Here is a 19,514-nt window from a genome sequence, read left to right as displayed (position 1 = left end):
AGGAATACCATTCGCATACAGCTTTTATAATGGTTACTTTGAATGCAGCGAGGCATAAATAAAAATGTTATGATAAAAATGAGACTACCATTGTACCCAAATCTTTTGTAAACATCAAGAGGTTCATAAGTGAACAAACGACCTCTTTTTCTATAAAAAAGATTTACTTTCAAACACTCAATCCAAGCACCGTTTCTTATAATCTATTACTCTCTCAAGAAAATAAAGAAACCCGAGAATAATCAATGGAGTGAGGCTCATTACAGGGATGTGCCCTCCAGCAGTTACTCCTAATAAAATAATGAATTGAACAACAGTAAAAATTTTCCCCCAGAATAAAGCTCCATAATCATACCCTTTCAAACCACGAACCCTAAACAAATAACCGACAAAGATTAGGAGAAAAATATCTCGAGCACAGATAAATAACAAATGCGTTACAGAAAGAGCTCCTTCAAGGTAAAGCACTATGACACAAACAAATATAAAAACTTTATCTGTAGCGGGGTCCAGAATGGAACCTAAACGACTCGTTACCTTATAACGGCGAGCTAAGTAGCCATCTAGTACATCGCTAATCATAGCACCAAGAATCACTAAAAGACGAAAATGCAACTTTTCTTGGACGAAGATTAGGGCTAGCCATAAACGTGATAGAGAAAGTAAATTACAAAATTGTCTCATGATTTTGGCTAACTAATGCAACTTTTTCAGGCGACTTACAACCTGATTAGAGAACCATTATAGGATAAGCCATCTCTACAAACAAGCATAGAGTTCTTCTACCCTATCTCGACTTCTCTCGATTTGACAGCAACATTCTCTCTTACTCACAGCTGAAAAACAAAAATATTTTTTTATTTATAGTGTAGCGGCAGTATTCGGAAAGAGAGGGATTCGAACCCTCGGTACCCTTTAGAGGTACGCGTCCTTAGCAGGGACGTACTTTCGACCACTCAGTCATCTTTCCTTATGTATCGAGTATAACTACTAAATTTTTCAAACAGTCTTGATTACAAAGTAATAAGCATTTAAAGCTACTCAACAAACACTATATTGCAGATAAACATTAATTACTATCTAGAGATTTTTTCTATTATTACTCAGAAGTTTTTTGAAGGATTTTTTTATTGTCTTACTTAACAGATTTTTCCTAACTAGAACTTGAGCATATATATTTAATGGCCTAACCTAAACCAAAAAACAGAGAAATTGTATGACTCGCGGATCATTGTCTCAGACAGAAACAATCTCCCCACCTCTTCCTCCGGCTCCACCGCACTCTAAAGAATCTGAGATGATAGTTTTAGGTTGTATGCTTACAGGAGTTAACTATCTCAATCTTGCAGCAAACCAACTTCATGAAGAGGACTTTTATTACTTAGAACATAAGATCATTTTTAGAGTTTTGCAAGACTCTTTTAAACAAGATAAGCCAATAGATGTACATCTTGCAGGAGAAGAGCTCAAGCGTAGGAATAATCTCACTGCAATTGGGGGTCCGACCTATCTTATTACTCTAGCAGAGTTTGCAGGAACAGCAGCTTATATAGAAGAATATATTGAAATCATCCGATCTAAATCAATCTTAAGAAAGATGATTCAAACTGCGAAAGAAATCGAAAAAAAAGCTATAGAAGAGCCAAAAAATGTAACAGAAGCTTTAGACGAAGCTCAAGGTGCTTTTTTTAAAATTAGCCAGACAACTGCCATTGCTCAATACGTTCTTATTGCAGATAAACTTCGAGGTTTGACTACAGCAAACGACAAACCCTATTTAGAACAACTTCAAGAAAAACAGGAATTTTTTCAACAACACGCTCATGATAGCGACCTTTCTTTTTTTTCAGGAATTCCTACACATTTTATAGACCTTGATCGTTTAATTCATGGGTTTGCCCCTTCAAATTTGATGATTTTAGCAGCACGACCTGCGATGGGGAAAACAGCTTTAGCTTTAAACATTGCTGAGAATCTCTGTTTTCAAAGCCAAATTCCTGTAGGCATATTCTCTTTAGAAATGACTGTAGATCAGCTTATTCATAGAATAATCTGTTCGAGAGCAGAAGTAGAATCTAGGAAAATTAATGTCGGAGATCTTTCTGGTCATGATTTTCAAAGAATTGTTTCTGTAGTTAATGAAATGCAAAAACATACTTTACTTATAGATGATCAACCAGGATTAAAAGTATCAGATTTAAGAGCTCGAGCTCGAAGAATGAAAGAAAGCTATGATATACAATTTCTTATCATAGACTATTTGCAACTGCTCTCTGGTTCTGGGACATTAAGATCAATAGAAAGCCGTCAAACAGAAATTTCAGAAATCTCTCGAATGCTAAAAACTCTGGCTAGAGAACTGAATATTCCTATTTTATGTTTATCTCAGCTTTCTCGAAAAGTTGAAGATCGAGCAAATCATCGCCCAATGATGAGCGATCTTCGAGAAAGCGGAAGTATTGAACAAGATTCTGATCTAGTACTATTTCTTTTAAGGAGAGAGTACTATGATCCAAATGACAAACCTGGGACAGCAGAACTTATTGTAGCTAAGAACCGTCATGGTTCTATTGGCTCAGTTCCTCTAGTTTTTGAAAAAGAGCTCGCGCGTTTTCGTAATCATGCAGCGTTTGAATTTGTAAACTAGTTTCATTCTTATGCATCAAAATTTTAGAAAAAGTTAGTTGGCAAAACAATAGTTGTAAGCAAATCGTTAGTAGACCACAAAATACTTTTTGTAGTAGCATCTTGCCTCATAGAGCTTGCTTTTGCAAGTTTAGTGGTTGATGTTGCCGCTAATTTTATTTTAGATAAAATTTCAATCTAAATAAAAGCCTCTTCTAGAGGCATATGTTTTCCATGTGCTAACAATAAAAGTATTATGTCATCTGTTAAGAAAAAACGAAGACTGAAGATTGCTAATCATAAACGCAAAAAACGAAGTCGCAAAAATCGTCATAAAAGCAAATAATTTTTTGATTTATGTGGACTTACCCAGTTAATTACGATGTTATTGTAGTTGGAGCTGGACATGCTGGTTGCGAGGCAGCATATTGTGCTGCAAAGATGGGGGCATCTGTTCTTATGCTCACGTCTAACTTAGATACCATAGCAAAATTAAGTTGTAATCCGGCCATTGGAGGGATTGGTAAAGGTCATATTGTTCGAGAAATCGATGCAATTGGTGGTATAATGGCCAAAATTACTGATCAAACCGGTATACAATTCCGAATGTTAAATCAAACGAAAGGTCCTGCAGTTCGAGCTCCTCGAGCTCAAGTAGATAAGCAGTTGTACCATATTCGCATGAAGAGCCTACTAGAAGAGACCAAAGGTCTAGATCTTGTACAAGGCACTGTAAATTCTTTGTTAGATAAAGATTGTTGTGTTTCAGGAGTAACAACGAAGGAAGGTGTAGCATATCTTGGGAAAACCGTGATACTTTCTTCGGGAACATTTATGCAAGGATTGATTCACATTGGAGATCTTAATTTTCCTGGAGGCCGTCTAGGAGATCCCTCTTCTTTAGGTTTATCTGAAAACCTTAAATTACGAGGTTTTCCAATCAGCCGTCTCAAAACAGGAACCCCACCAAGATTACTAGCATCATCTATAGATTTTTCTTCTTTAGAAGAACAACCTGGAGATCCTGGGGTAGGTTTTGTTCATAGAAACGAGCCTTTTCAGCCTACCCTACCGCAAGTATCCTGCTTTATTACACATACAACAGATGCAACGAAACAAATTGTAGAACAGAACTTAGATCGTTCTGCTCTTTATGGAGGGAAAATTGAAGGAATAGGTCCTCGTTATTGTCCATCTATTGAAGACAAAATTGTCAAATTTTCAGATAAAGAACGGCACCATATTTTTTTAGAACCCGAAGGAATTCATACACAAGAGATCTATGCAAATGGTTTATCTACATCTATGCCGTTTGATGTGCAATATCAAATCATTCATTCTGTTCATGGCTTAGAAAATGCAGTTATCACTCGTCCTGCTTATGCAATAGAATACGATTACATTCATGGCAACATGATCTATGCCACAATGGAAAGTAAAATTTTAGAAGGACTTTTTCTTTGTGGGCAAATTAATGGTACAACAGGTTATGAAGAAGCTGCTGCACAAGGTCTAATCGCAGGAATTAATGCTGCTAACAAAGTTTCTCACAAACCTTCATTCATTCCTTCACGACAAGAATCCTATATTGGAGTCATGTTAGATGATCTAACGACTCAAGTTCTTGATGAACCTTACAGGATGTTTACAAGCAGAGCAGAGCATCGACTTTTATTGAGACAAGACAACGCATGTTCTCGCTTGTCACATTATGGTTATAGTCTAGGCCTTTTATCTAAAGAACGCTATGATGAGTTTCAGAATCAAAAAGAGCTTTTAGAATTAGAAAAACAGCGACTTCATAAAATATTTAAAAAATATGGAAATTCCGTAGTCTCCCTAGCAAAAATTTTATGCCGCCCAGAAGTATCATATGACATTTTAAAAACAATTTTTCCTGAAGATGTTCGGGACTTTGGTTCTATATTAAACGCATCTTTAGAAATGGAAATAAAGTATGCTGGTTATATAGATCGTCAGCGTGCTTTAATTCTTAATCTTTCTAAATCCGAAGAGACAATAATACCAGAGAATTTCGATTACAAAACTGTTACAGGTCTAAGCTTAGAAGCAAGGGAAAAATTTGCGAAGTTTTCTCCAAGGACCCTTGGCTCCGCATCACGAATTTCTGGAATAGCTTCTGCTGATATTCAAGTTCTTATGGTAGCTTTGAAAAAGCATGTCCTTTCTTCCTAATTGTTTTTTTTTAGATTTAAGAAGCACGCCAATCTTTCGGCAACTACAAATCGAAGAAGCTCTTTTACGAGCTTCTGATGAAAACTTTTGTATTATCAATGGATCTGTTTCTGACTCTGTTGTTTTAGGTATTTCTAGGGATCCAGCTCAAGATCTTCATCTATTCAACCTACATGCTGATAATGTTCCTATTATCAAACGTTATAGTGGTGGAGGCACGGTTTTTATAGATGAAAACACACTAATGGTCTCATGGATCATGAATTCAAATAAAGTTTTTATAGATCCACAAGAATTACTTACTTGGTCATATAATTTGTATGCTCCAATGTTTCCCGATACTTTTTCTGTTCGAGAGAATGATTATACTTTAGAAGAAAAGAAAATTGGTGGGAATGCTCAATATATTCAAAAATACCGTTGGGTACATCACACTACATTTCTGTGGGATATGAATAAAGACAAACTTTTAAAATACTTACCTATACCCAAAAAACAGCCTCTATATCGGAATCAACGTTCTCACGAAAATTTTTTAACGAAAATCCGCCCCTTATTTCCTAAAAAACAAGATTTTTTTGATCAATTTTGGCTATCGATACAATCAAAGTTCTCATGGCGAATACTCTCTAGCTCAAAGCTTGAAGAGATTCTCATGCGGCCTCATCGCAAAGCTTCTGTACTTATAGAAACTTCTAATGATATTTAAGATTGGGCATTTACAATATCAGTTTGTGCGAAGAAATAAGCTATTTCGATAACGGCGTTTTCCTGACTATCGGAACCATGAACAGCGTTTATCCCTATAGATTCTCCAAATTGTGCACGAATCGTATCTGCTGCAGCTTCTGCAGGATTTGTAGCTCCCATGATTTCTCTATTACGCATCACAGCATTTGGTCCTTCCAACACCATAACAACAACAGGACCGGAAATCATAAAATCAACAAGTTCTTGGAAAAAAGGTCGAGATTTATGAACTGCATAAAATCCTTCAGCTTCTTTTGAAGACATTGCTATCATTTTCATTGCAGCAACTCGCAAACCAGATTTTTCAAAGATAGCGATAATTTCTCCAATATGCATTTTACTTACAGAATCGGGTTTAATAATTGATAATGTTTGTTCCATTGCGAATACCAACTCTTTAAACGTTGTATAGTTTTTTGAGAACAATTATACCATGATCTGAAGAAATGTCTAGCCCTTGTTCGAGGTTAGAAGATTCTTTTTCAAAGCTATAGGAAGGACTTCTGCTAGAGAAGCTCCTTCTGGAAGTTCTTTAAGAGCTTCTGCAATCATACGATCTGCGGAAGCTTTTGCATAACCTAAAGAAATTAGAGCTTGTACACCATCTTCTACACATGAAGAGATTTTGGGTTGCCAAGAGACGTCTTCAACAGAATTCAAAGGTAATAAATTTGAAAGTTTTTGTTTCAAATCTAGCATAAGTTTTTCTGCAGTCTTTTTCCCAATTCCAGGAACTGCTGCAATAGCTTTGGTATCTTCAACTCGAACTACGGCACATAATTGCTTTAAAGGTAGGGAATTCAAAATTGCGATGGCAAGCTTTGGGCCTATTCCTGAGAAGGATATGAGCATACGAAAGCAATCTCTTTCTTCTCTAGAAACAAATCCATAGAAAGCATGTTCTGTCTCTTTTAACACGATATGAGTATAAACAATAATCTCTTGCTGTAAGGCACCTAAAAGCTCTAATCCCCAGCGTTCTGTAACAGACACATTAAAACCTAAGCCTTGGCACTCTACAGTTACATTTCCATTTCGGACATAGGTGAGAATACCACGAATATAATCGTACATTACTGTGTTCCTAAATGAGCATATCTATGAGCATGTGTATGACATATTGCCAAAGCAAATGCATCGGCAATATCTTCATAACAAGGATTTAGAATATCAGGAAGATTCAATAACTTACTAACCATCATCTGAACCTGTTGTTTACTTGCATTTCCTTTACCTACAACAGCTTTTTTTGCAATATTTGGGGTATATTCAAAAATAGGGATATCTTCTAAAGCTGCAGCTAACAACATAACTCCTCTAGCCATTCCCAATTTTATAGTACTTTGAGGATTTTTAGAGACATACTGTGTTTCTAAGACTACTGCATTAGGTTGAATATTATTTAATACTTCAGAAATCTCCAAAAATAATTTCTTATAACGCTGAGAAAGAGATTCTTTTGGAGACAAACGAATTACCCCATAACTATGAGGATATAACTGATATCGTTGCTCAATACGAATGATAGCATACCCGGCAGTGATAGTTCCGGGATCGATTCCCATGATTAATTGCGTCACGATTTATCCTTAAAGAAATCTAGAATAATGTTACCAAGTTATATAAAAATTACAGCAATAAGAAGCATGAAACATTAATGCAATGAATGAAAAATTTTTATGGAGAACTCTTTATTAAAAGAATTACCAAATCTCTTTAAGGACATGGTTCTTCACAATTCATAGAGTGAGTGTTTTCTTCGTATTCTAAATATTGAACTAAAAGCTGTTTTAAATGAGGAGGTTTTATATGCAAAGGAACTTCTATACCGAATTGTTTGCATAAAGAACATATCTGAAGGTGCTGCTCTTTTATTATATTTTGCAATAAAGTAATTTCTTTGTTTTTTTGAGACGAATTTTCTTCAGAAGTTCTCTCTGGTAAGTTTTCAAAATTAATATCTTGAGTCAGCAAGGCAAGCTGTGTTTGCAATTGCAAAATCTCTCTCTGTAATGTCTTTTCTGTATTTTCCTTTTCTTTTTGAAGAAGTGCCAAAGTTTCTTCATATTTTGATTCGGCATCATAGAAATTCTGATCGGTACAAGAAAATTGAGAAGTATAGGAATTTAACTGTTTTTCTAATAATTTTATCTTATGTTCATAACACAAACGGCGCCCTTCACTAACCTCTGTTTGTTGCACACTATTAATTAAATCCTTTTTAAGCTGATCTATCATATCACTTTGCAAACGAGTTTGCTGTAATTTTTCAACTAAACGGTTTTGTAACCAAGAATTTTCTCTTTGAACTTTCTCTAATTCTGTATTTTTTGCTTCCTCTTGAGCTATGATTTTTTCTTCTAAAGCTAAATACTTGGCTTTCCAATCATCATCAGAATTCTCTTCTTGTTGTGGAATATTTTCTATTATACATTCTTGCAAAGTTACTAATTTATTACCCATCTTGCTACAGACATTAGAAAGTAGATCACAAACATGTTGCCATTCCATAATATCTGCATCTTTCCACCGACATAATAATAAAAGCATGGAGCGAGAGCACGAATCGTAATAATTAGAGGAAGAGGAGTTAGAGGACCAGAAGGAAGATAAATGCAGCTTTAAAGCAGAGAAGAGCCGCAAGGAATACCTCTAGGGTTAATCTAAACATTTTTTTCTATAGCACACTATTGAGTTCTTGTCTTACACACAACAAAAAAAACTCGTCTAAACTTGACAGATCTTTTGAAGTGAAAGAAATAGGGGCTAAAAGAAATTTGAAATAAGAACTTGCTCAGAGTGGGACTCGAACCCACACGGACCTACGTCCAAGGGATTTTAAGTCCCTAGTGTCTACCATTCCACCATCTAAGCAAAAAATGAGGTGCTTTCCTTTAAAGACATTAACACAGAACTTTTTCTGAATCAATGATTTTAGAAGGAAAGCTAAATGAACAAATCACAAAACTTAGGGCTACTGTGTTATATCAAGATTAAAGCTCTGTTTCAGGAGAAATGAAAGCTGAGGAAGAGTTTTCTTCATGCTCTAAATCTTCAGGAACATGCTCAGTATCGCTCATAGAAAGTAAAGCGCTTATCACTTCACTACTTTCTTCAACTAAAGCCTGTAAAGACTCATTAAGATCTGCTGAAGTGATCGCGGGGTCTACAGTAGTTTGTGAAATAACTTCAGAAATTAATTTAGCTGGAGGAGGTAATAAAGAGAACTTCTTATGTTCATTCGAAATACTTTCTTGAGAAGCTTCCCAAAGCTCTTCGGTAACAGCTCCTAACATTTCTTGAGAAGAACCTGTTAGCTCGGCTATTTCCTTACTATTTTTACGAGAACCGTGTTTTTTCTTCTCCTTCCATTTTTCATTTTCTTTAAAGGAGTCTTTATCTTTGCGGCTTTCTTTCTTCTCTTTCTTTCCTGCAGTAGAGGTCACTATCTCGGTAGCTTTCTCTTCTAAAGGAGAATCTTGTGAAGGTTTTGCATTTGGAGGAACATTATTAACTACTTGAGAAGATTTCGACAGCTTTATTAAAGCCTCTCTACCTCCAGCGATTTTAATACCTTTATCTAAACCAATAGCTTTTAAATTTATTTTAGCGTCTCGAATTTCCATAACCTCATAATCCCCAGCGGGAACCATAAATGGCTTGCTGTGATCACAATTACGGAAAAAACATACTCTTCCTAAGGAAATAACTTCTATTGCTTCAACAATAAAAGGATCTTGAGAATAATGTTTGGTGTTTCTTATCGATAATTTGTATCCTTCTCGAGAAGTGATAACTGTTTCTATAACGGGATCTCTTGTAAAATACACGTGATTATAAACCTTTTATTTAGAGTTTTCTGCTACATACTCTAATAAATCCACTATACGCGTTGCATATCCTATTTCATTATCATACCAAGCGACTAACTTAAAGAAACGATCATTCAAAGCGATGCCCGCGAGAGAATCAAAAATAGAAGAATATTCTGATCCAATATAATCAGAAGAGACAACTTGCTCATCTGTAAAATCTAAAATACCTTTTAAATTTGTTTCAGAAGCATGTTTCATCGCGCTACAGATTTCAGCATACGTTGTAGATTTTTCCAATCTAACAGTGAGATCCACAACAGATACGTCTGCAACAGGAACTCGAAAAGCCATTCCAGTTAATTTATTTTTTAGTTCTGGAAGACAAAGGGTTACAGCTTTTGCCGCACCAGTCGATGAGGGAATAATATTTTGCAAAGCACTACGACCACCTCTCCAATCTTTTTTTGAGGGGCCATCAACTACAGACTGAGTAGCTGTAGTAGCGTGAATTGTTGACATTAGTCCTTCTTCTATTCCAAAATTATCTAATAAAACTTTAGCGATTGGAGCTAAACAGTTTGTCGTACAAGATGCATTGGAAACAATTGTATCAATTTCTGGATTGTATGTATGGTGGTTCACTCCCATAACGAGAGTCGGGACGTCTCCCTTAGCAGGAGCAGAAACAACAACACGCTTTGCTCCACATTCTAGATGTTTCGCAGCATCTTCTTTTTTTGTAAATAGCCCGGTACACTCAACAACGATATCTACACCGAGATCTTTCCATGGAAGATTTTGAATATCACGCTCTGCTAAAAGACGAATTTTTTGATTTTTAGAAATTAAGCAGTCATTTTCATAACGAACATTTTCAAAAAACCTTCCATGAGTGGAGTCATGTTTAAATAAGTAAACTAAAGCATCACCAGGAACAAGATCATTAACAGCTAAGACTTCTAAATTAGAATTTCTTTTTAAAATTTGTCTTAAGACTAATCGTCCAATACGTCCAAAACCATTAATGACTACTTTCATCTTTTTCCCAAAGTCGGAGCAATATTAATTTTAGTTAACTAAAAACTCTATAATACACTTTTGAGTATTATCACCAACTCTATTTTGTAGTTTCAAAATACGCGTATAACCACCTTTTCTCTCTAGAAAACGTGTCCCCAACTCGTCGAATAATTTTTTTACAACCAAACGATCGACATTATAACAAGAAGTGTTGCCTTCTTTTGCCTGACGGGCTTCCTTCGGAGTTAGACTATTATACCTAATCATAAGTCTTCCTATAGCTAACCGTCTCGATGCTAGAGTATTTTTTTTTGCTAATGTAATCATTTTATCAGCGTGTCGTCGCAATTCTTTAGCTTTTGGAATCGTTGTTTCTATTCTTTCTAAATGAATCAAAGACTTCAACATGTTAGCTAACATACAACGATTATGTGAAGAAGTTCGTCCAACTCGAAATTTTTTTCTTGCATGCTGCATAATACTTACCCCTTAGCACTCTTTGCTCGAATTTTCTCGGCATACCATTTCATCTTTTCTTTCACATTATCTAAACTTATGCCAAATTGACTTAAGTCCATGCCCAACTCTAACTTCATTTCTTTAAGCTTATTCTTGATCTCACATAGAGACTTCTTGCCAAAATTTCTAAACTGCAATAGGCGAGGCTCTGGCATAATAACGAGTTCTCCTATAGTTTCAATATTAGCACTGGACAAGCAGTTTGTAGATCTTACAGACAACTCTATCTCATTAATTCCTAAAATAAGCTTATGAAGAACATCATCTTTATTTTCTTTCTCAACAGAAACAGTTTCTTCGAAAACAATTCGCTTTTCATCCATTTTTTCGAACACAGAAAAGTGTTTCATTAAGATTTGAGTAGCAAATGTAAGAGCTTCTTTCGATGTAATTCTTCCATCTGTCTCCATCTGCAAAATTAAGCGATCAAAATCTGTATCTTGACCGACACGAGTATCCTCTACATAATAGTTAACTAAAGTTACAGGAGAGAACGCTGCATCCAATACAATTTCATTCACGCCTTTATCCTCAAGAACAATCCTTTCGGAAGCTGTATAACCACGACCAAAAGCAATTCGCAAGGAGATATCTACTTGTAAAGGTTGAGTAACAGTAAAAATAACTTGGTTTGGATTAACAGCTTCAAAACCTCCTTCTTGCAAGAGATCGGAAAGAATTACTTCTTTTTGTCCATTAGCGGCACTTAAATCTAAAGCATCTATAGAAATCCTAGATTTAAGTACTTGTGTTGCTCTTCCTTCAGAACTATCCTGCATAGGATATTTTTTCAATAGGGCACTTTTCAAATTTAAGATAATGTTTGTTACATCTTCAACGACACCTTCTATAGCCATATACTCATGTAAAACACCAGTCATAGAAAATGAGATGATCGCAGGAGCTTCTAAACCAATTAATAGAACTCTTCTCAAGGCATTACCTAAAGTATGACCCATACCTTTTTCTAAAGGTTCAGCAATAAAACGAGCGTGAGTATCTATCGAAGATCCCTCTACGGAAAGCATCTTAACTGCTTCTGGCAACTCAAATTTATCATAAAGTAAATTTTGTGAATTATCTGACATCCCTTTCTCCTCTCTAAAAAACTATACTCTGCGCCTTTTTCTTGGACGACACCCATTATGAGGAACAGGAGTTTCGTCTCGGATGACAGAAACTATTAAACCAGCAGAAATCAAAGCTCTAACAGCAGATTCTCTACCGGCACCAGTACCTTTTAAGCAAACTTCAACTTCTTTTAATCCAGAGTTCATAGCAATTTTTGCAGCATCTTGTGCTGCAACTGTAGCAGCGAAAGCTGACGACTTACGAGATCCTGAATAACCAACTTTTCCTGCAGAAGCCCATGAAAGAACATTCCCTGCTGGATCTGTTATAGACACTATTGTATTATTAAAAGTGGCTTTAACGTGAACGACTCCTGAAGGAACGTTTTTTGATTGTTTTCTTTTTACACTTTTTTTTGCTTGAGTTTGATTTTTAACCAAAACACAACTCCTATTAAAAATTATTTTTTCTTACCAGCGACAGTTTTACGTTTTCCTTTTCGAGTTCGTGAATTAGTTTTTGTTCTCTGCCCTCGAACTGGCAAAGAAAGCCTATGTCTTTGGCCACGATAAGCATGAATGGAGATTAATCTCTTAATATCAGATTGAACTCTTCTACGTAAATCTCCTTCAACAACATATTCTGATTGCAAAAGAGAGTTGAGTCTTCCAACCTCTTCTTCAGTTAGATCTGCAGCTTTTGCTTCAGGATTCAAACACAATTTTTCAATAATTTCTTTAGAAAGAGCTGGCCCAACTCCATAAATGTATGTAAGACTTATCTTTAACTTCTTCTTCGCAGGAATATCAATTCCAATGATGCGTGGCATACGTGGAGCCTCCCCTTAAAATAGTATAAGCATCTTAGGTTAAAAATTGTTATTTTTCAACGCCTTCCTTTAGAGCGATCTGTTTTCAAAAAACCATCATAACGTCGCATAAGCAAGAAGGCGTCTACTTGCTTCATGGTATCTAAAATTACTCCAACAATAATGAGCATCGCAGTACCACCTAGAAAGTAACTCACATTAGAATCCACACTCAACACGCGACCTAAAATCGAAGGAAGAATAGCTATAACAGCTAAAAATACTGCGCCTAAAAGAGTTACGCGATTCATTGTGTACTCTAAATAACTTTGCGTTGTTTTGCCTTGGCGAATACCTGGAATAAACGCATTATTCTTTTTCATCTCAGAAGCTATCTGCTCTGGATGAAACTGTGTCGCTGTCCAAAAGTAGGTAAAAAATATAATTAATAAAACATAAAGTAATGAATAAACCCAACTACCTGGAGACAGCAGCATAGAAACTCGTTTTATCCATGAAGAATCCGAAGACATAAACTGTCCGAGTGTTGCGGGAAACATCAATAAAGATGAAGCAAAAATGACAGGAATAACTCCAGCATAATTCACTTTTAAAGGAAGATAAGACCCTCCTCCTGGAACTTCTCTCCTTCCAATAACCCTACGGGCATATTGTACAGGGATTTTTCTTACCCCTTCAATAATCAAAATAGTTGTCACAAGAACAAAAATGAATATTACACACAACAGTAAAATAGAAATCAAACCGAGATCTGCTGGATCTTGGGATCCTAAATGCAGCTTATTTATAATAGAGCCAAGAACTGAGGGGAAAGAAGCCAAAATACCCAAAGCAATGATTAAACTGATACCATTTCCTATGCCCTTATCAGAGATTTGCTCTCCTAACCACATTAATAATAGTGTTCCTGTAGTCATTGCCGTAACAGTTGTCATATAGAAGACTAGAGGAATTCCAAAAACTTGGAGATTTAAAAGTGTAGGCAAGACAATACCTGGGATGGTTAAATTCATTCTCAAAGCAAATTTTGCAAACAAAAGAGACTGTATAACGGCCAATCCAACAGTGAATAAGCGAGTAAGCCTTCCAATTTTTCGTTTTCCTTGATCAGGAGATTCTCTAAATTCTCTTTGTAGAGAAGGCATAAAAACTAAAAGTAACTGCACAATAATAGAAGCTGAAATGTAGGGAACAACGCCAAGAGCTATGACAGTCATCTGAGCAAAAGCTCCGCCAGAAAATATGTCTGCTAATTGGAATAAATTCTGACCGGACCCCAAAAGTTGTTTAAAATACGCAACAGCTCGCTCTCCGTTTATTCCTGGAACAGGAATAAACACTCCAACTCGACATGCAGCAAGTAAAATAAAAGTATAAAAAAGTTTTTGTCTTAACTCAGAAATCGAAAAAATGTGTTTTAATGTTGTCATATGTGGACAAATATCCTTTTTTTTAAGCAACGCTTAGCAGATTTTGAACTCCCTGAGACAATATGACCGCAGCATCTTTCCATACAAAAGCTTTCGTTAAATCTCCTTTAAGAATTATTTTCACACGAACAGCATTTTTATTAATTACTTTTCTAGCTTTTAAAGTTTCTAAAGAAATCTCTTCTCCATCTTGGAAAACCAATTCCAAACGTTCTGTCGTAACCTCTTCTACACACTTATCAAAACGAGTGTGGGAAAATCCTCTTGTAGGAACTCTCCTATACAAAGGGACTCCGCCTCCTTCATAACCAAAACGACGCTTGTAGCCCGAACGACTTCCATCTCCTTTATGACCTCGACCAGAAGTCTTTCCATGACCAGAAGAAGGGCCTCGTCCTAATAATTTGGTTCTTTTTTTACGTGGAGATGTATCTTGTAAAGATTCTAATTTAATCATTTGTGAGCTCTCCTTCTTCTTAATACTTCTTTTCGAATAGAAAGTTCTGTAAGAGCTTTAAATGCAGCTTTAACTTGATTCATAGGATTATTTGAACCCAAACTCTTAGCTACAATGTCCTTAATTCCAGCCATTTCTAAAATTAAACGAATACGGGAACCTGCAACAATTCCTGTACCTAATTTTGCCGGCTTTAACAACAATTGCGCCCCATCGTGATGAACAAAAACTTCATGAGGGATGGAGCCGTTCTCCAAAGCCAAAATCTCTATTAGATTCTTTCTTGCAGCCTCTCCTCCCTTACGAATAGCATCTGTGAGCTCGTTTGCTTTTGCAAAACCATATCCCAAACGTCCTTTTCCATCTCCGACCAAAATTAAAGCAGAAAAACTAAACTTCCGCCCACCCTTAACCACTTTAGAGCAACGGTTAACGACAAGAACTTTTTCTTCTAATTGATCTTCTTTATGAGAATTCTTTGATAACGACATCTATTTAAACCTTCATTAAAATTGTAATCCACCCTCTCTAGCTCCATCTGCAACCATAGCAATAATACCATGATATTTAAAGGAACCTCGGTCGAATACAACTCGACCCACTTGAAGATCTTTTCCTAATTTTGCAATTTTATTTCCTAAGATTTTAGCGTTCTCTTGATTCTTATGCGCTAAGCCTTCACTTTTACATTCTTTAGATAAAGTAGAAATTGAAGCTAAAGTTCTACCAAGAGAATCATCTATAAGCTGTACATAAATATGCTTATTTGTTTTTACGACAGACAAGCGAGGTTTTGAAGATGAACCTCTTAAAACCTTGCGCACTCTTAAAGCTCTTCGCGTCTTCTTCAAAGACTTTTGGAATAATGAGTTTTCCATAATTAAACTTCTATCCTATATCTTATTTTTTGCTTGTCTTTGCTGCTTTACCAGCTTTACGACGAACATATTCATTTTCGTAACGAATCCCTTTACCTTTATAGGGTTCTGGAGGACGCTTAGAACGAATGCTTGCAGCAAATTCTCCAACTAGCTGTTTGTCTATACCTTTGATAGAAATCAAAGTATTTTTCTCAACAGAGACTTGTAAAGAAGCGGGAATAGAGATTTTTACAGGATGAGATACACCTATTAAAAGATCTAATACAGATCCTTGAACAGCAGCTCTGAAACCAACACCTATCATTTCCAAACGCTTTTCAAACCCCAGATGAACACCTTTCACCATATTAGAGATCAAAGCCCAATACAAACCTTGCATACAACTAGGCCTATCCTCAACATGAGAAGCCGCCTTAACAAAGATTTCCTTCTCTTGAAAGACAATTTCGACTTCCTTAACTAATCGTTGTGTCAAAGAACCTTTAGGGCCCTTTACAATTATTTCATCATTCTGAATGAGAACTTCTACCCCTAAAGGAAGTACAATAGGTTCTCGAGCTTTGCGTGACATTCTTTTACCGCCCTATAAAACATACTTATTTTCTATTACCAAACTAAGCACAACAGCTCACCACCAATATTTTTAGCTCTAGCGGTGGAACCATCCATTACTCCTTGAGAAGTAGAAAGAACAGAAATACCCATATTTCCGAATACATAAGGAATCTTTGCCGCGGAGACATAAACTCTTCTAGAAGGCTTAGAAACACGCTTAAGCTGATGTATCACAGATGATCGATCATTGTCATACTGCAAGAATATTCGCATAACACGTTTACGATTCTCTTCTTTCACCAAATGATGAGCAATAAAACCCTTCTGTTTGAGAATCTTCACAATGGCTTCGCGCATTTTACTATGCTCAAGATCTACATACACATGCTCTGCTTTTAGAGCGTTTCGAATGCGTGTTAATAAATCTGCTATAGAATCACTTGTCATGCCCATACCGAACTATTTCTCCCTTATTGAGCCTTCTTAAATCGCAAACCCATAAGCTCTAACAAAGCCATACACTCAGCATCTGTTTGCGCAGTGGTTACCCAGGTAATATTTAATCCTTGAGCACGCTTTACACGATCTAAATTCACCTCAGGAAAGATTTGCTGATCATCTAACCCCAAGGAATAACAACCTCGCCCATCTCCTTTATTAGAAAACCCTCGAAAATCGCGAATTCTAGGAGAAACTATATTACAAAAACGGTCCATAAATTCATACATACGCACTCCGCGCAATGTAACCTTAGCACCAATTCCCTGCCCTTCACGAAGTTTAAAGCCTGCAATAGAACTACGAGCTTTCGTTACCAAAGGCTTTTGTCCGGAAATTACAGTGAGTTCTTCTAAATGAGATTGAAAAAGATTTTTGTCCTTAGAAGCTTCGGCAAGTCCCATGCTTAATACTATCTTCTTTAGCACAGGAATCTGCATAGAATTTACATAACCAAATTGACTATACAAATCCTTACGAATCCCTTCGGTATAAAGTTTTTTTAGCCTACTCATACACCTTTTCTCTCTTTCACTAAACGATACAGCTTGGTACTACCATCCGAGCATCTTTGCCATAACTCCCTTCCTTTTTCAGAAGTCTCAACATGGAGCCTTGCAGGTTCTCCATCAATGCTTAAACGGATATTGGAAATATGTATAGAAGCTTCTATACTGATGCGTTTTCCTTTAGGGTTTTCCTGACTGCGTTTAATATTTTTTGTACGAACATTAATTCCTTCAACGATTGCACGATCTTTTTGAAGGGAAATAACTTTTCCTTCTTTTCCTTTATCGTTGCCAGACAACACATAAACTGTATCACCAACACAAATACGTTTTTTCATAACTTGTTTTTCCCTAAATTACCTCTGGAGCCAAAGAACTGATCTTAATAAAACCTCTATCACGAATCTCACGAGCTACAGGACCAAAAATACGAGTTCCTTTAGGGTTTCCTTTATCATCGATAATCACACAGCTATTAGTATCGAATCTTAGTGATGAGCCATCTTTTCTAAGGATATCACGACGGGTTCGCACGATTACTGCTTTAACGACATCCCCTTTTTTTATAGAGCTGTCAGGCTCGACTTCTCTAATAGAGCAGACAATAATATCTCCGACTGTAGCATAACGCCTACGAGAACCTCCCAGAACCTTAAAACACTTTACTTTTTTAGCCCCAGTATTATCGGCAACTTTTAACTGAGTTTCTTGCTGAATCATAATCTACTTATCCAATACAGTGTTGATAATCTGTCACTAATTTATACATTCAATAACACGCCATCTTTTGGTCTTAGATAAAGGACGTGTTTCTTGAATTTTGACTTTGCTTCCTTCAGAAACTCCGTCTAAATCATTGTGGGCATAAAACTTCTTCGAATCACGAACCACTTTAGCGTATTGAGGATGTGAACAAATTCTCTCCACTCGCACAACAACTGTTTTATCCATCTTAGCAGAAACAACAATGCCAACTTTAGTTTTTCTGGAGCCTCTTTGTAGGTTAGCCATGAACTTTACCTTTTCTTTCTTGTTTAATTGTTAGAGCTCTAGCAATATTTTTTTTATACAAAGAAAACAAATGAGCTTTCACAACTTTATTCTGTAACAAAGCTTCCGCTCTTAAATTAAAAAGAGCTTTTTTGCTTTCATGAATGAACTCATCTAAATCAGCATTGCTCTTTTCTCTGAGTTCAATAAGAAGTTTCTTTTTCGCAGACATATTACACCCTTTCTACTCGCTTAACAAAGCGTGTTTTAACTCCTAATTTTGCAGCAGCTCTTCGTAAAGCATCTTGAGCATCCTCTCTAGAAACGTTGGCAACTTCAAATAAAATACGTCCGGGACGAACAACAGCAACCCAATGATCTGGAGCTCCCTTACCTTTCCCCATACGAGTTTCTGCAGGTTTTTTTGTCACACTTTTATCTGGGAAAATACGAATCCAAACCTTTCCTTTACGCTTTAAATATCTATTAATAGCAATCCTACAAGCTTCAATTTGTCGACTTGTTATCCAACCTCGTTCTAAAGTTTGCATTCCAAAATCACCGAAATCAACAAACGTAGCGCCTTTACTTAAGCCTGCGAATTGGCTTTTTTGTTGTTTGCGAAATTTTGTGCGCTTAGGCATTAACATAAAACATACCTTTATTTACAACTCTATGATGCAGCTACAGGCGCTGTTGGGGTATTTCCAGAAACAACACTAGGAGTTGCTGACGGAGTATTTTCCCCAAGATTTATCCACACCTTCACACCAATAATTCCATATGTAGTCTCTGCGGAAGCAATAGCATAATCTATATCAGCTCTTAGTGTATGCAAAGGCACACGACCATTTTTATACCATTCAGACCGAGCAATTGCAGCCCCTGCCAATCTTCCTGAAACCTGAATCTTCACACCAATAGCACCGGCATCCATAACAGATTGCATCGCTTTTTTCATAGCGCGCCTAAAAGAAACTCGGCGCTCTATCTGACGAGCAATATTGTCAGCAACAAGCTTTGCATTTAATTCAGGTCTTTTTATCTCTGCGATTTCCAACCAAACTTCTTTTCCTGTAAGTTTTCTTAATTCTTCTTTAAGAAGATCTACTTCTGCACCTTTCTTGCCAATGACGAGACCGGGACGAGCCGTTTGAATTGTTACTTCAATTTTTCCACTCATACGACGAACAACAAAACCTGCTGCTCCTTGACAAGAAGGCTTTTTTCTTAAAAACTCGCGAATTCTAACGTCTTCTATGAGAAATTTACCAAATTCTTGCTTGTTTCCGTACCAAAGAGAGCGCCACTTCTTTGTAACACCTGTGCGAAACCCAATAGGGCATCCTTTTTGACCCATGATTTTCTC

At 36.4% G+C, this 19,514-nt stretch carries 27 protein-coding genes and 2 tRNA genes; 3 read left to right on the top strand and 26 right to left on the bottom strand.

Annotation, left to right across the window (positions count from 1 at the left end; translation table 11 throughout):
* Positions 1 to 177: 177 nt before the first annotated feature.
* Both JMS40_RS02005 and JMS40_RS02000 read right to left on the bottom strand, forming a co-directional pair.
* Positions 178 to 684, bottom strand: a complete 507-nt coding sequence (locus JMS40_RS02005) for a CDP-alcohol phosphatidyltransferase family protein (RefSeq protein ID WP_201456611.1) — start codon at positions 682 to 684, stop codon at positions 178 to 180.
* A gap of 198 nt (positions 685 to 882) precedes the next feature.
* Positions 883 to 970, bottom strand: a tRNA-Ser gene (locus JMS40_RS02000).
* 246 nt (positions 971 to 1,216) lie between these two features.
* Here JMS40_RS02000 and dnaB point away from each other — a divergent pair.
* From dnaB to JMS40_RS01985, 3 genes are all read left to right on the top strand, one after another.
* Entirely contained in the window at positions 1,217 to 2,647 is a 1,431-nt protein-coding gene (gene dnaB / locus JMS40_RS01995) for a replicative DNA helicase (protein WP_201456610.1), read from the top strand.
* Between the two features lie 335 nt (positions 2,648 to 2,982).
* Positions 2,983 to 4,821 (top strand): tRNA uridine-5-carboxymethylaminomethyl(34) synthesis enzyme MnmG, encoded by a 1,839-nt coding sequence (mnmG, locus tag JMS40_RS01990; protein WP_201456609.1) that lies wholly within the window; start codon positions 2,983 to 2,985, stop codon positions 4,819 to 4,821.
* Positions 4,805 to 5,530 (top strand): lipoate--protein ligase family protein, encoded by a 726-nt coding sequence (locus JMS40_RS01985; RefSeq protein WP_201456608.1) that lies wholly within the window; start codon positions 4,805 to 4,807, stop codon positions 5,528 to 5,530. Before mnmG ends, JMS40_RS01985 begins: the two co-directional genes overlap by 17 nt.
* Here the strand turns inward: JMS40_RS01985 and ndk are convergent.
* From ndk to rpsC, 24 genes are all read right to left on the bottom strand, one after another.
* A complete protein-coding gene (gene ndk / locus JMS40_RS01980; RefSeq protein ID WP_201456607.1) occupies positions 5,527 to 5,952 on the bottom strand; it encodes a nucleoside-diphosphate kinase in 426 nt (141 codons plus the stop codon). The genes JMS40_RS01985 and ndk overlap by 4 nt on opposite strands.
* Positions 5,953 to 6,021: 69 nt before the next feature.
* Positions 6,022 to 6,645: a Holliday junction branch migration protein RuvA gene (gene ruvA, locus JMS40_RS01975; protein WP_201456606.1), complete on the bottom strand. Its 624-nt coding sequence runs from the start codon at positions 6,643 to 6,645 to the stop codon at positions 6,022 to 6,024.
* Positions 6,645 to 7,151, bottom strand: a complete 507-nt coding sequence (ruvC, locus tag JMS40_RS01970) for a crossover junction endodeoxyribonuclease RuvC (protein ID WP_201456605.1) — start codon at positions 7,149 to 7,151, stop codon at positions 6,645 to 6,647. Before ruvC ends, ruvA begins: the two co-directional genes overlap by 1 nt.
* A 136-nt stretch (positions 7,152 to 7,287) precedes the next feature.
* Positions 7,288 to 8,082, bottom strand: a complete 795-nt coding sequence (locus JMS40_RS01965) for a hypothetical protein (protein WP_236558928.1) — start codon at positions 8,080 to 8,082, stop codon at positions 7,288 to 7,290.
* A 280-nt stretch (positions 8,083 to 8,362) separates the two neighbouring features.
* Positions 8,363 to 8,445 (bottom strand) — tRNA-Leu (locus JMS40_RS01960).
* Between the two features lie 119 nt (positions 8,446 to 8,564).
* A complete protein-coding gene (gene grgA, locus JMS40_RS01955; RefSeq protein ID WP_201456603.1) occupies positions 8,565 to 9,401 on the bottom strand; it encodes a GrgA family transcription factor in 837 nt (278 codons plus the stop codon).
* 15 nt (positions 9,402 to 9,416) lie between these two features.
* The gene (gene gap / locus JMS40_RS01950; RefSeq protein WP_201456602.1) at positions 9,417 to 10,424 is read right to left on the bottom strand and encodes a type I glyceraldehyde-3-phosphate dehydrogenase; all 1,008 of its coding nucleotides are present in this window, start codon (positions 10,422 to 10,424) and stop codon (positions 9,417 to 9,419) included.
* A gap of 30 nt (positions 10,425 to 10,454) precedes the next feature.
* A complete protein-coding gene (gene rplQ / locus JMS40_RS01945) occupies positions 10,455 to 10,883 on the bottom strand; it encodes a 50S ribosomal protein L17 (protein WP_201456601.1) in 429 nt (142 codons plus the stop codon).
* A gap of 5 nt (positions 10,884 to 10,888) precedes the next feature.
* Entirely contained in the window at positions 10,889 to 12,013 is a 1,125-nt protein-coding gene (locus JMS40_RS01940) for a DNA-directed RNA polymerase subunit alpha (protein WP_201456600.1), read from the bottom strand.
* A gap of 21 nt (positions 12,014 to 12,034) precedes the next feature.
* The gene (gene rpsK / locus JMS40_RS01935; protein ID WP_201456599.1) at positions 12,035 to 12,436 is read right to left on the bottom strand and encodes a 30S ribosomal protein S11; all 402 of its coding nucleotides are present in this window, start codon (positions 12,434 to 12,436) and stop codon (positions 12,035 to 12,037) included.
* A 20-nt stretch (positions 12,437 to 12,456) separates the two neighbouring features.
* Positions 12,457 to 12,825 carry a 30S ribosomal protein S13 gene (gene rpsM / locus JMS40_RS01930; protein ID WP_201456598.1) on the bottom strand — a complete coding sequence of 123 codons (369 nt, stop codon included), beginning with the start codon at positions 12,823 to 12,825 and terminating at the stop codon, positions 12,457 to 12,459.
* A 56-nt stretch (positions 12,826 to 12,881) separates the two neighbouring features.
* Positions 12,882 to 14,255, bottom strand: coding sequence for a preprotein translocase subunit SecY (gene secY / locus JMS40_RS01925; RefSeq protein ID WP_201456597.1), 1,374 nt, complete (start codon positions 14,253 to 14,255; stop codon positions 12,882 to 12,884).
* A 22-nt stretch (positions 14,256 to 14,277) separates the two neighbouring features.
* Entirely contained in the window at positions 14,278 to 14,712 is a 435-nt protein-coding gene (gene rplO, locus JMS40_RS01920) for a 50S ribosomal protein L15 (protein WP_201456596.1), read from the bottom strand.
* On the bottom strand, positions 14,709 to 15,203 hold the full coding sequence (rpsE, locus tag JMS40_RS01915) for a 30S ribosomal protein S5 (protein WP_201456595.1): 495 nt from the start codon (positions 15,201 to 15,203) through the stop codon (positions 14,709 to 14,711). Before rpsE ends, rplO begins: the two co-directional genes overlap by 4 nt.
* Before the next feature lie 15 nt (positions 15,204 to 15,218).
* A complete protein-coding gene (gene rplR / locus JMS40_RS01910) occupies positions 15,219 to 15,590 on the bottom strand; it encodes a 50S ribosomal protein L18 (protein WP_201456594.1) in 372 nt (123 codons plus the stop codon).
* 22 nt (positions 15,591 to 15,612) lie between these two features.
* Positions 15,613 to 16,164 (bottom strand): 50S ribosomal protein L6, encoded by a 552-nt coding sequence (rplF, locus tag JMS40_RS01905; protein ID WP_201456593.1) that lies wholly within the window; start codon positions 16,162 to 16,164, stop codon positions 15,613 to 15,615.
* A 35-nt stretch (positions 16,165 to 16,199) separates the two neighbouring features.
* Positions 16,200 to 16,601: a 30S ribosomal protein S8 gene (rpsH, locus tag JMS40_RS01900; RefSeq protein ID WP_201456592.1), complete on the bottom strand. Its 402-nt coding sequence runs from the start codon at positions 16,599 to 16,601 to the stop codon at positions 16,200 to 16,202.
* A 17-nt stretch (positions 16,602 to 16,618) separates the two neighbouring features.
* Positions 16,619 to 17,161: a 50S ribosomal protein L5 gene (rplE, locus tag JMS40_RS01895; protein WP_201456591.1), complete on the bottom strand. Its 543-nt coding sequence runs from the start codon at positions 17,159 to 17,161 to the stop codon at positions 16,619 to 16,621.
* Positions 17,158 to 17,493: a 50S ribosomal protein L24 gene (gene rplX / locus JMS40_RS01890; RefSeq protein ID WP_201456590.1), complete on the bottom strand. Its 336-nt coding sequence runs from the start codon at positions 17,491 to 17,493 to the stop codon at positions 17,158 to 17,160. Before rplX ends, rplE begins: the two co-directional genes overlap by 4 nt.
* Before the next feature lie 13 nt (positions 17,494 to 17,506).
* Positions 17,507 to 17,875, bottom strand: coding sequence for a 50S ribosomal protein L14 (gene rplN / locus JMS40_RS01885; RefSeq protein ID WP_201456589.1), 369 nt, complete (start codon positions 17,873 to 17,875; stop codon positions 17,507 to 17,509).
* Positions 17,876 to 17,911: 36 nt separating this feature from the next.
* Complete coding sequence (gene rpsQ / locus JMS40_RS01880; RefSeq protein ID WP_201456588.1) at positions 17,912 to 18,166, bottom strand: 30S ribosomal protein S17; 255 nt, start codon at positions 18,164 to 18,166, stop codon at positions 17,912 to 17,914.
* The gene (gene rpmC / locus JMS40_RS01875) at positions 18,159 to 18,377 is read right to left on the bottom strand and encodes a 50S ribosomal protein L29 (protein WP_201456587.1); all 219 of its coding nucleotides are present in this window, start codon (positions 18,375 to 18,377) and stop codon (positions 18,159 to 18,161) included. Before rpmC ends, rpsQ begins: the two co-directional genes overlap by 8 nt.
* 1 nt (position 18,378) lies before the next feature.
* On the bottom strand, positions 18,379 to 18,795 hold the full coding sequence (rplP, locus tag JMS40_RS01870) for a 50S ribosomal protein L16 (protein WP_201456586.1): 417 nt from the start codon (positions 18,793 to 18,795) through the stop codon (positions 18,379 to 18,381).
* A gap of 23 nt (positions 18,796 to 18,818) precedes the next feature.
* Positions 18,819 to 19,505 (bottom strand): 30S ribosomal protein S3, encoded by a 687-nt coding sequence (gene rpsC, locus JMS40_RS01865; protein WP_201456585.1) that lies wholly within the window; start codon positions 19,503 to 19,505, stop codon positions 18,819 to 18,821.
* Positions 19,506 to 19,514 lie beyond the last annotated feature (9 nt).

The sequence above is a fragment of the Chlamydia sp. 17-3921 genome (genome assembly GCF_902705545.1).
Lineage (GTDB): Bacteria > Chlamydiota > Chlamydiia > Chlamydiales > Chlamydiaceae > Chlamydia.
This window is presented reverse-complemented; position numbering and strand designations above follow the sequence as displayed.